The organism is Pseudoalteromonas sp. Angola-30 (assembly GCF_028599215.1).
Classification (GTDB): Bacteria; Pseudomonadota; Gammaproteobacteria; order Enterobacterales; family Alteromonadaceae; genus Pseudoalteromonas; species Pseudoalteromonas atlantica.
Map to the genome: position 1 here is coordinate 1 of NZ_JAQREI010000031.1, position 10,444 is coordinate 10,444.

The 10,444-nt window shown below is 38.0% G+C and carries 9 protein-coding genes and 1 pseudogene; 8 read left to right on the plus strand and 2 right to left on the minus strand.

Features of this window, described 5'->3' with window-relative positions:
* The first annotated feature begins 30 nt into the window (after positions 1-30).
* The 8 genes and pseudogenes from PSH54_RS20300 to PSH54_RS20335 all read left to right on the plus strand — a co-directional run bounded on the left by PSH54_RS20300 (position 31) and on the right by PSH54_RS20335 (position 8,598).
* Entirely contained in the window at positions 31-441 is a 411-nt protein-coding gene (locus PSH54_RS20300) for a hypothetical protein (protein ID WP_004587208.1), read from the plus strand.
* A gap of 473 nt (positions 442-914) precedes the next feature.
* Positions 915-4,088: a pilus assembly protein gene (locus PSH54_RS20305; protein ID WP_273606978.1), complete on the plus strand. Its 3,174-nt coding sequence runs from the start codon at positions 915-917 to the stop codon at positions 4,086-4,088.
* Positions 4,089-4,606: 518 nt separating this feature from the next.
* Complete coding sequence (locus tag PSH54_RS20310) at positions 4,607-5,263, plus strand: hypothetical protein (RefSeq protein WP_024033418.1); 657 nt, start codon at positions 4,607-4,609, stop codon at positions 5,261-5,263.
* Positions 5,260-5,946, plus strand: a complete 687-nt coding sequence (locus PSH54_RS20315) for a Crp/Fnr family transcriptional regulator (protein ID WP_273606979.1) — start codon at positions 5,260-5,262, stop codon at positions 5,944-5,946. The genes PSH54_RS20310 and PSH54_RS20315 overlap by 4 nt, the downstream gene beginning before the upstream one ends.
* Positions 5,947-6,019: 73 nt before the next feature.
* The gene (locus PSH54_RS20320) at positions 6,020-6,523 is read left to right on the plus strand and encodes an Mpo1 family 2-hydroxy fatty acid dioxygenase (protein ID WP_096739468.1); all 504 of its coding nucleotides are present in this window, start codon (positions 6,020-6,022) and stop codon (positions 6,521-6,523) included.
* A 145-nt stretch (positions 6,524-6,668) separates the two neighbouring features.
* Entirely contained in the window at positions 6,669-7,460 is a 792-nt protein-coding gene (locus PSH54_RS20325) for an SDR family oxidoreductase (protein ID WP_273606980.1), read from the plus strand.
* Between the two features lie 61 nt (positions 7,461-7,521).
* Positions 7,522-8,112 (plus strand): DUF2238 domain-containing protein, encoded by a 591-nt coding sequence (locus tag PSH54_RS20330; RefSeq protein ID WP_029772243.1) that lies wholly within the window; start codon positions 7,522-7,524, stop codon positions 8,110-8,112.
* Between the two features lie 31 nt (positions 8,113-8,143).
* Positions 8,144-8,598, plus strand: a pseudogene (locus tag PSH54_RS20335) (GNAT family N-acetyltransferase).
* Positions 8,599-8,942: 344 nt separating this feature from the next.
* Here PSH54_RS20335 and PSH54_RS20340 read toward each other — a convergent pair.
* Both PSH54_RS20340 and PSH54_RS20345 read right to left on the minus strand, forming a co-directional pair.
* On the minus strand, positions 8,943-9,518 hold the full coding sequence (locus tag PSH54_RS20340; protein ID WP_273606981.1) for a hypothetical protein: 576 nt from the start codon (positions 9,516-9,518) through the stop codon (positions 8,943-8,945).
* Between the two features lie 580 nt (positions 9,519-10,098).
* Positions 10,099-10,296, minus strand: a complete 198-nt coding sequence (locus PSH54_RS20345; protein ID WP_273606982.1) for a DUF6435 family protein — start codon at positions 10,294-10,296, stop codon at positions 10,099-10,101.
* Positions 10,297-10,444 lie beyond the last annotated feature (148 nt).

Consider the following 10,444-nt stretch of genomic DNA (forward strand, 5'->3'; position numbering starts at 1 on the left):
AAGTACGACTAACCAAACAGGAAGATAATCATGAAACGTACACTTTTAAAAACCATCGCTCTTGGCTCATTATTAACTTGCTCAGCTGCTGCAATGGCTGATCAAAGTGACTACAAATTAATGGTTATTGAAGATTCTGTAACAGCCGCACCAGAGTTTGAACAGCCATTTAATAGCTGTGCACTTAATGTAGAATCTAAAAACTACACAGAAGCTGAAGCCATTTGTACACAAGCAATTGCCTTATTAAAAGAAAGCCGTGGCCCACGTTTAAAAGTACGCGAACTTACATCGTTTGCATTAAGTAACCGTGGTGTAGCCCGCATGATGGCTAAAAAAGACACCGCAGGCCTTTCAGATTTATACGAAGCGTATCAAATCTCTAAAAACTCACTGGTATCTCATAATTTAACGCGTGCTAAAGAAGATTTATCGTTATAAATTTATTACTTAGCACTTAAAAAGCCCCCGCGAGTTTATAACTCGCGGGGGCTTTTTAGTTTTTATTTTTGAAATTAACCAATGTGAGTTGTTAATTTTTAAGCGGGTTTAACGTGTATCCTCACTTAAATACCTATTTTAATAGGGGGTTTTAAACTTAAAATATGGTAATAACACCATTGAAAGTAAGGTTAACCGAGAATTGCAGGGTTAATTGTTTTTAAAAGCGGGATATTTTACTAATGGCTATGCGTATATAAAATGCTCTAAGGGTATTAAATTTCTTTATATTTGCGCCTATTTTCATTAAAGTACTTAAAATATAGCAAATTCAGTTAATATTAATCTTTGTAAATAAGTTTATGTTTAATGGCATTTAGCTGTTTTGTGCATTTTAATTAAAACTAAAAATAAATAAGTAACTGCACTTTTAATGGAACTGCGTGATTTTAGCGCAGATAAAAGGATTTAAAATGAAACTTACCTTCAATCGCATTGTTGCATCTTTTTTTGCAGCAACTGTTAGCCTCTCTGTAACCGCTGAAGATATAGAGCTATACGTAAACCATAACGTAGAAACCGATGAAAAGCCTCGAGTTTTAATTGTATTTGATACATCTGGGAGTATGGGAAGTAAGCTTCCTTACAACGGGCCAAGAAAAATTGATGCTGCTAAAGATGCAATGACCGACCTGGTTAATAATAATGAGTCTATTGATTTTGGTCTTATGCGCTTTCAAAATAACTACGGCGGTTATGTTATGGCTGAAATTGGTTCTTCAAGAGCTACGGTTAAAAATCAGATAAAGAGCCTACCTGCTAGTGGCAGTACACCAGTTACTGAAACATTATGGGAAGCTTATTTATACTTAACTGGGCAACAAGTTTTGTATGGGTATGAAGAATATTCAGGAGATGAAGATTTTTTAAGTAAAACTGTTACTTATAAAAAAAATAAAAAAAATAAAAAAGTAACCACTCTTACATATATTTCGCCATTCGAAACTGATTTAGATAGCGATGAGCGCTGTGATAATTCTATTAACCTTATTTTAATGACGGATGGCGATCCGCAAAGTGACACTGAAAGTAATTATGATATATACCATCTTTATAAATCTAAGTTTGGTTCATATCCAAGTACAACAAGTGGAAGTTATTTGGCTACACTAGCACAAATAATTCATGGAACAAGTGACGTAGAAGTTGATTTGTACGATAGCACACCTGAAATTGCCGATACTGGACGAGTATTTACCATAGGTTTTGGCAGTGGAATGAGTCCTAACGGTAAGAAGCTACTAGAGCAAACAGCTCAAGTAGGTGGTGGAGAATATTTACATGCAAATACTTCTGCGGAGCTTTCAGAGAAATTAAATAGCACTATTTCTAGAATACGCGAAGTAAACGATAGCTTTTCATCGCCTACGGTTGCCAGTAATAACGTTGACCAAACCCGCAGCCGAGAAGCAATTTATTTTGCTATGTTTTACCCTGAGACCGGGGCTCGTTGGGGCGGAAATTTAAAAAAATTAGTTATGTCGGGCTCTAACATAGTTGACTCTACAGGCCGTGAGGCAATAGGTGATGACGGCTTAATTAAAGAAGACGCTCGCACGTTTTGGCTACCTGCAAATAAACCGGCCGATGGTAATTTAGTCGCACAAGGGGGCGTAAACTACTTACTTTCAAGCTTAGACTCACAAAGCCGCAAACTGTATATAGATTCGGACGGTAGTATTGTTGATTTTACCTTTGATAGAGTTAAAGAAATTTTAAATATAGTGTCAGACGCCATAGGTGGCATCATACCGGGTACTGATATTGCTATCTCGCGCAATGATATTAATTGGGCAAGAGGCATGGATGTAGATAACGAAGATAGCGATAGCTCATCAGTAGATCAGCGTGCCAATATTTTTGGTGATCCTTTGCATTCTAAACCGGTATCTATTGATTATGGTGATGGCAACATACGTATTTTAGTGGGCACTAATGCTGGCTTTTTACACATGTTTAACGATAAAGGTAACAGCATTGAAGAGGAGTGGGCGTTTATGCCTGCTGAGCTGTTAAAAAACATACCTGCGCTTCGTACAAATCAAGCCAATACTAAAGTGTATGGTATGGATGGGCCTATTAGTGTGTTTTTTAACAATAAAAGTTTAAACAGTGACGGCTTAAATGACGGAGTAATAGATGCCACTAAAGGTGATGAAGTATGGGCATTTGCTGGTATGCGCCGTGGGGGTAAAAACTATTATGCACTTGATATTAGCTCACCAGATAAACCAAAACAGCTTTGGAGTAAGCCTATTGTAGGCGGCTCAGATGGGTTTGAATACCTAGCTCAAACCTGGTCAAAACCACAAATAGCCTATATTAAAGCGTTTGGAGATGAGCCTTTACTGGTATTTGGTGGCGGATACGATACAAACAAAGACAACGCGATTCGTAGCGAGGATGGATCAGGCACTGGAATTTACATTGTTAAGGCTAAAACTGGCGAAAGAGTATGGGCGTTAACGCCCGAGGATAATAATTTCCAAGGTAAGCACAGTATAGCTGCCGATATAGCAACGCTTGACTCAGATTATGATGGTTACATTGACCGTTTATATGCCACCGATACTGGGGGTAATATTTGGCGTGTGGATATGCCAGGCTCTGACAAAAATAGTTTTTCTCATTACAAATTAGCAGAGCTTGGCAGTTCATTAGCAACGCAAGACCGACGCTTTTTTTACAAGCCACTAGTGGCACGTACTATGTTTAGTAAAGTGAGCAAAACGATCTATGGCGATGAAGAAATAACCACACGATTAGATACGCCTTACGATGCAATCGTTATAGGCAGTGGTAATCGCTCAAATCCGCTTGCAACCAATGAGCAAGATCACCTTTACATGATTCGCGATGAACAAACCGTAACTAAAACCTTCGATTCACAAAATACGCCAGAGCCCATAGTGCCAAGTGATTTAATGCTTATGAATGACGACCCATTTGGCAATGCACTAGATAATGTAGATGAGTTTGTAGAACTTGAAGCTGATTTAGCAGGCTTTAAAGGGTGGCGATATGAGCTAAGTAATGGTGAAAAATCATTGGCTGCAGCCACCGTAGTAGGAGGCGTAGCTTATTATACATCGTTTACACCTGCACTAGAGTCTGATAAAAATCAGTGTTCTTTAACTGGAGGCGGTGGTGCAATGTACGCTTTTCATTTGCACTATGGCACAAAAGTGTACGACCAACTTAAATTTACTACCAGCTACGATGTACCCGACACCGCTCAGTTGTATTTTGGTGAAGGCGACTCATGTATAGATGCTAATAATAATGGATTATGTGATGTGCCAACACCTGATGATGGTGACCCAGATGACGGTACCCCAGGTGGTGGCTATGAGTACGAAGAAACAATACCTGTTAGCCAAGTAAGCCAGTTTTATTTAATCGGCCCGAGCCTTACTGGTGAAGGCGCAGTAAACCCAATCAAACCGCCTGAAATTAACGGACCAGGGCTAACTGTTGTTGATGGTAAAGTTAAACTTGTAAATGACAGTGATACATTAGGCTTTGGCTTTAAAACGCAGCAAACCTACATATATAAGCGTGAAGAAAACGATTCTTCATCTGATTAGGGTAGCCTTAGCTCAGGCGTCACAACGCTTTATTATTTACCGCGCATGCCTTTAAAAGGCATGCGCTAACTTTTCTAGCTAATACTAAAGAGCCCAAAGCAAACCTTGCTACGTTAAAGTGTTCTGCTTAAGAAAGCTCAACAATGAAATTTTTGCCTAAAATTCAACGCGCCTCCTACCTAAAATAAATTACCTAACCAAGCGAATTTGTATTAATAAAAGCCAACATTGCTTTTCGCTAGCCAATGCTTATTCGCAATTATTGTGTTTAAATATTATAAAAAGAGGGTTTATTGTCCCTATATTGAAAATAGACATACGGGTAATAATTGGTTTATGAATTGTTCGTAAATAAACCAATTAATGTGTAAATAAATATTAAATAAGTCACTAAATAGTAAAGCAATATTTGCATAACATGGTTAAAAAAAAGAATTATAAAACTTACCATTTTAAATGGTTGCTAGTGCTTAATTTTGCCGCTATTTTAAGGTTAAGTTGTATTAGATGGAATTAGTATGAGTTTCAAATTGATCTCTTTTTGCTATTGTATTCCCGTACTCTTTTTAAATGGTTGCGATGAGGAAGTGAGTTTATTTAGTAGCAGTAAAACGCCGTCAGTGGCTAAAAACGAAAACGCTAATTTACCGGCTACTGCTATTAAGCAAAAGCACCTTGTTGTAGAAGGCCTAATAGAGGGAATTGTACCAAGTCACTGTAAACGTGGTGAAACAGCGTATATAAATGCAAAAATGCAAAAGGTTATACGCAACCCAACTGCAAAAGTGACTTATACACTAAAGCCCACTGATAATATTTTGTCTGTGTGTGTGGCCAATGATAACTCAGCTATTACTTATCGTTATGGCACTGAGCAAAAAATTGGCCTTGAGTATACGGCCACTGCGGCGCAGCCATTTGGTAGCTACTATCGTCAAATAGGGAAAGTAGGCGAAAGTATTTTGTTTTTTAACAAAGGCAATTACTATTACTACATTATTAATGCTGGTGGTATGGGCAGTGGTGTTTCAGTGAACGTATATAAAAATAAAACGCTTATTGCGGAGTTTTTCTCTGGTAATGAGGCGTATAACGACTTTGTTATTGCCAGTAATTTAGACTTGCCTAAGTCGTTGGCAATAGAGCTTCAACCACATATAAACACAATGCAATGAATGGATTAAGTAAAGCACATTGTAACATTATTGAACAAGGGCAGTGGTTTTCTAAGCGTGATGCACACTTAAAACAGTTTTTACTAAGCCAAGCAAAAACTTTAAGCCTTAGCGCGCACCAATCTCTTTTTTTACGAGGTGATAAACACGACGGTATTTATGCTGTATTAAGTGGTGTGGTGCGAATTAGTGGGGTAAGTAATAATGGCAAAGAAGCCGTTTTAAGCTTTGTTGACGCCTCGCTTTGGTTTGGCGAAGTCACTTTATTTGACCGCGGAATGCGCACCCACGATGTTTATGCGCAAACCGATGTAACACTATGTTTTATTGGGCAACGCGCACTTGAGCAACTGTTAAAACAATACCCGCATTATTGGCAAGACTTTGGGTTACTTCTTGCCCAAAAATTGCGAGTTATGTTTACTAGCATGGAAGATCACGCACTATTAAGTGCCGAGCAGCGCGTTGCAAAACGCTTACTTATATTGTGCGCGCATTTAGCGCATAGTAACGGCCATACGTTTACTTTGTCTCAGCAACAATTGGCTGATATGACTTACCTTACACGGCAAACCGCCAATCAAATTCTAAAAAAATTAGCAAAGCAGCAACTCATTGAGGTCGGCTATAACAAAGTGACCATTTTAAACCAATCTGCTTTAGAGCTACTTTGTAATCAGTAAATGTCGGTTACCCGACAGAGTGATATTTTAAAAGCCTGATATAGTGTAAAAAAACACAATAAAAGGCACACACATGAAAACTCTACAGCAACAGCTTGGTACATACGGTTTGTACCATCGCTCTAAACGCAATGTTTTAACTCATTTTTTTGGCATTCCGCTTATTGTATTTGCGGTGCTGTGCTTGTTAGCGCGTATTCAAATACCCATTGGTAGCCTGCTTATTGATGGCGCGCAGCTTTTTGTTTTTGCAAGCGTGGTGTATTACTTAATGCTGAGCGTGTCACTTGGCTTAATAATGGGTGTACTGTTTACCTTATTGCTTTTAGCAGCCCAGCCAATCGCTGCTATGGCTTTTTGGCCTTGGTTAAGTATTGGTGTGGGCGTGTTTGTATTTGGATGGGTGCTGCAGTTTATTGGCCATTACTATGAGGGTAAAAAGCCTGCGTTTGTAGATGATTTAATTGGCTTAATTATTGGCCCGTTGTATGTAACCGTTGAGTTTTTATTTTTAATGGGGCTTTATAAATCGCTAGAGCATGAAGTTAACGCCATAGCAGGCCCTACCAAAGCATAACGCTAAGCGGCTTAAATATTTAGTTATTCGAGTGTGCTAAATAAAGCGTTAACCACGTTATAAATCATTTATCTGTCGCTATAAACGTTTAAAACTTAACACGATTGCTATTAGCAGCGGATAAAATAATAAAGGCAAATAACCCATGCAATACAACAATAAAACCGTATGGATCACCGGCGCATCATCAGGTATTGGCAAAGAGCTCGCAATACAATTTGCAGCACTGGGTGCCAAGGTTATTTTATCAGCCAGAAGCGTTGATAAACTTAACGAACTAAAACAAAGCTTACATGGCGATGGCCACATTATTGTGCCTCTTGATTTGTCAGCACCTGAAGCTGTATTGGCTCAGGTTACTGATTTAATGAGTACATTACCTGCTATCGATATTTTAATTAATAACGGCGGGGTGTCGCAGCGCAGCCTATTTTTAGAAAACGAATTTAATGTTTACCGCCAGTTGATGGAAGTTAACTATTTTGGCCTCATTGCACTTACCAAAGCGGTAGCGCCTAGTATGGTAGCAAGGCAAAGCGGCTCAATCGTCTCAATTAGTAGCGTTGCGGGTAAAGTAGGCTCTAAATTTAGAACGGGCTATTCAGGCTCTAAATATGCAGTAGTGGGTTTTATGGATTGCCTGCGTGCAGAGCTTGCAGAGCATAACATTCATTGCTTAACTATTTGCCCCGGCTCTATTAAAACCGCCATTGCACATAATTCGTTAAACGAGCAAGGCATAGCGCAAAACAAGCCAGAGCACTCAATAGAAAATGGCATGGATGTAAGCCTAGCCGCTAAAAAAATGATCCTCGCAATTCATAATAAAAAAGACGAAGTGATTGTTGGCAAAGGCCTAAGTGGCTGGGCACCGACCATTAAACGGTTTTTTCCTCGTGTATTTAATCGATTAACCGCTAAAACAAACTATAGGTAGCATCGGGCGATTTAGAGATATAAAATGCTGTAAATTCAATCAATTTAGACAAGGATTCTAAATGAAGTATTTATGGCTTGGCCTGTTTTTTATTGTATTAATTTGGTCCGGAATTAACCCAAAAGATCAGTTTACTTGGCTGCTTGAAGTAATCCCCGCAATAATTGGTTTAGTACTTATGGCAAGCAGCTATAAGCATTTTAAACTCACCCCCATTTTATATGGCTTTATATTAGCGCATTGTATTGTGCTAATGGTTGGCGGGCATTACACCTACGCCGAAGTCCCTTGGTTTGATAACTTATTTGGCAGTGAGCGTAACAACTACGACAAAGTAGGGCACTTTTTTCAAGGGTTTGTGCCTGCATTATTAGCGCGTGAAATATTACTACGTAAAAACGTAGTCAATGGTAAAGGCTGGCTAAATGTGTTTGTTGTATCGATATGTTTAGCGTTTAGTGCTTTTTACGAACTAATAGAGTGGTGGGTTGCAGTGTTAAGCGGTGAAAACGCAGAAGCATTTTTAGGTACGCAAGGGTACGTATGGGATACTCAATCTGATATGGGAATTGCATTACTTGGGGCTATTTGCTCGATATTGCTGCTTTCAAAAGTACACGATAAACAGTTAAAAAATGTTAAAGATTATTGATTCAAATTTTGTTACTAAAAGACAATAAATTATGACTGTAAATACCCACAATTTCACGATAAGCACAGATAAAAGCAAGCTTAACTTTAACGTTATTTATAACTTTATTGTTAATAGCTATTGGGCTAAAGGAATACCTAAAAGCGTTATGCAAAAAGCGATTGATAACTCAATGTGCTTTGGTGTTTACAGCGCTGATAACGAGCAAGTTGGTTTTGCCCGCGTAGTAACCGACAACGCCACCTTTGCCTATTTGGCTGATGTATTTATTACCCCAGATTTGCAAGTAATGGTCTGAGCAAGTTACTTATTAAAACGATAGTAGAGCACCCTGAGCTGCAAGGGCTAAGGCGCTTTTTATTAGCCACTTCTGATGCCCATGGCCTGTATGCGCAATACGGGTTTAAACCGATAGACAACCCAGCACTGCTAATGCAAATAAATCCTGCAAATGTGTATGAGGGAAATAATAGTGAGGTCTATTAAGCGGGGGGAAGACCATGCTCCGTTTTTAACATCTCGTTATTTGGCTGTTACTCTTGATGGTCTTTTGGTATTTCTCCCTCGAAAACTTGTTGTAGCTTTAATATTACGTAATAAGGTAATTCAGCCTCTGTAGAAGTAAACTGAATTTCTTTCTTTGGGTCATTACGAAATATCTCAGTAACAAAAACATCTTTGTCATTTCTAAATTTATTTAATTCAAAGCTAGTTCCGTCACGATCAATATCACGCCTAAATAACAGACTAAGTAATGGTTGGCTACAATTGTGTAGCTAAGCGAAACGTAGCCAACTGTTACGTGTTCTTTTAGATTTTTTTGTTATATTTCAATCGAATATTTTGACCAACTTTGCTGAGTTCGCTGGTATTTCAACCCATTTCTCTCTAGTCGTTCTCCAAAATATTCTAAACTCATTTTGCCATGAATCTTCGCTAGATTTTAAAAAGTGATTGCGGTTGTGATCTAAGGTATACCTACAAGAACCCATGATACCTTTACAACCAAGTTGTCTATCAATATTCTGACGTAGTTTTTCAATATTAATAATCTCTACACAGGCTTTTTTATCCATTTTTTTAGCTATGTCTACACTAAAGCTATTGCAAAATGAAAGAATAAGACCATCTTCTTTGTAGTAATTTGCATTGATGATATCTGGTAGTTTAATACCATTACTTGTAAAGTTTTTTATAGTTATATTTCTTGAACCTTCTATATTAATTCCATGCTGTCTTAGGCTAGGGATAGATACTGCGGATTCATGGATTAAGTTTTCATCAGGAGTAAATATTCCTGCTCGGTCTTCTGAAAGATATGAGCTTGCAAGAGAAATTGGAATTGAACCTCCTTTAACCCATGCATCAACCCATTCTACTTCTGTCAAATATAGATACTTACGCATAAACCATCCTTGAAATATAACAGCTTTATCAGAGGACACTTTCCTCTTTTTATGAGCAATGTACGTCCTCTTAATTATTTTTAATATTAATAACAAATCCTGTAACACATTGCGAGTATTAAACTTTAAGTTAGGCTGTTCTTTTAATAATATGCAGAAAAGAAGAAAGCATCCTCATTTTCTGACTTAGGAGGAAAAACGCCAGCGAAGTAAGCAAATACAGCGCTAAAGATTTAAAATGACATCCAAACCCCTTTTTTAATCATTTAACCGCCAATAAAAAATGCATCGAAAATATAAGTAACCGCTTTAAGTACATTTGTTTATGCAAGCCTATTATAAAAGGTGGTTTTTGGCTGGTGGAGGCTATAAAACGAGGTGATGAATTATTTACTAAACGCGTCTTTCTACTTTTAAAACAGTACAGACACGATATTTATACCAATCGACTTAAATATTTAGCCTTTCTCGTGTGCTAAATAAAGCGTTAACTGCGTTATAAATTTCTCATGTTGAAAAACTACATGTCGAAATTTATGCCTTGTTATCACTCTATTTATCCGTCGCTATAAATGTCTAATTACTTAACACGATTGGTATTATCTGGCTTTTTTGCTTCAAGCGCTTCTATTTCACTCCAGATTTTTTCGGCTTTTGCGCTTAACATGGCGTAGCTTTTAATGTCGCCTTTACGCTGTGCTTGCATGCCTTGCTCAAGTTTTGCTTCGTACTCTTTGCGTAGTTTTTTTGTCGGGTCTGATTTAAATAGTGAAAACATGGGGCTCCTTAGTTTTATAAAAGTATTAGGGCGTGTTGATCTTTGCGGATTGAAATTTGTTCAATCTAGGGGCGATTAAATCGCGGCGCGAGGTTTGTAACCTAGTGGGCTCGATAACTGCTCCTGCGTTATTCTAATGACTTACATC

What these genes read in the sequence shown, in the direction of transcription:
- PSH54_RS20305 (WP_273606978.1), top strand. Translation starts at nt 915, where the DNA reads ATGAAACTTACCTTCAATCGCATTGTTGCATCTTTTTTTGCAGCAACT.
- PSH54_RS20330 (WP_029772243.1), top strand. Translation starts at nt 7,522, where the DNA reads ATGAAGTATTTATGGCTTGGCCTGTTTTTTATTGTATTAATTTGGTCC.
- PSH54_RS20345 (WP_273606982.1), bottom strand. Translation starts at nt 10,296, where the DNA reads ATGTTTTCACTATTTAAATCAGACCCGACAAAAAAACTACGCAAAGAG.
- PSH54_RS20340 (WP_273606981.1), bottom strand. Translation starts at nt 9,518, where the DNA reads ATGCGTAAGTATCTATATTTGACAGAAGTAGAATGGGTTGATGCATGG.
- PSH54_RS20310 (WP_024033418.1), top strand. Translation starts at nt 4,607, where the DNA reads ATGAGTTTCAAATTGATCTCTTTTTGCTATTGTATTCCCGTACTCTTT.
- PSH54_RS20315 (WP_273606979.1), top strand. Translation starts at nt 5,260, where the DNA reads ATGAATGGATTAAGTAAAGCACATTGTAACATTATTGAACAAGGGCAG.
- PSH54_RS20320 (WP_096739468.1), top strand. Translation starts at nt 6,020, where the DNA reads ATGAAAACTCTACAGCAACAGCTTGGTACATACGGTTTGTACCATCGC.
- PSH54_RS20300 (WP_004587208.1), top strand. Translation starts at nt 31, where the DNA reads ATGAAACGTACACTTTTAAAAACCATCGCTCTTGGCTCATTATTAACT.
- PSH54_RS20325 (WP_273606980.1), top strand. Translation starts at nt 6,669, where the DNA reads ATGCAATACAACAATAAAACCGTATGGATCACCGGCGCATCATCAGGT.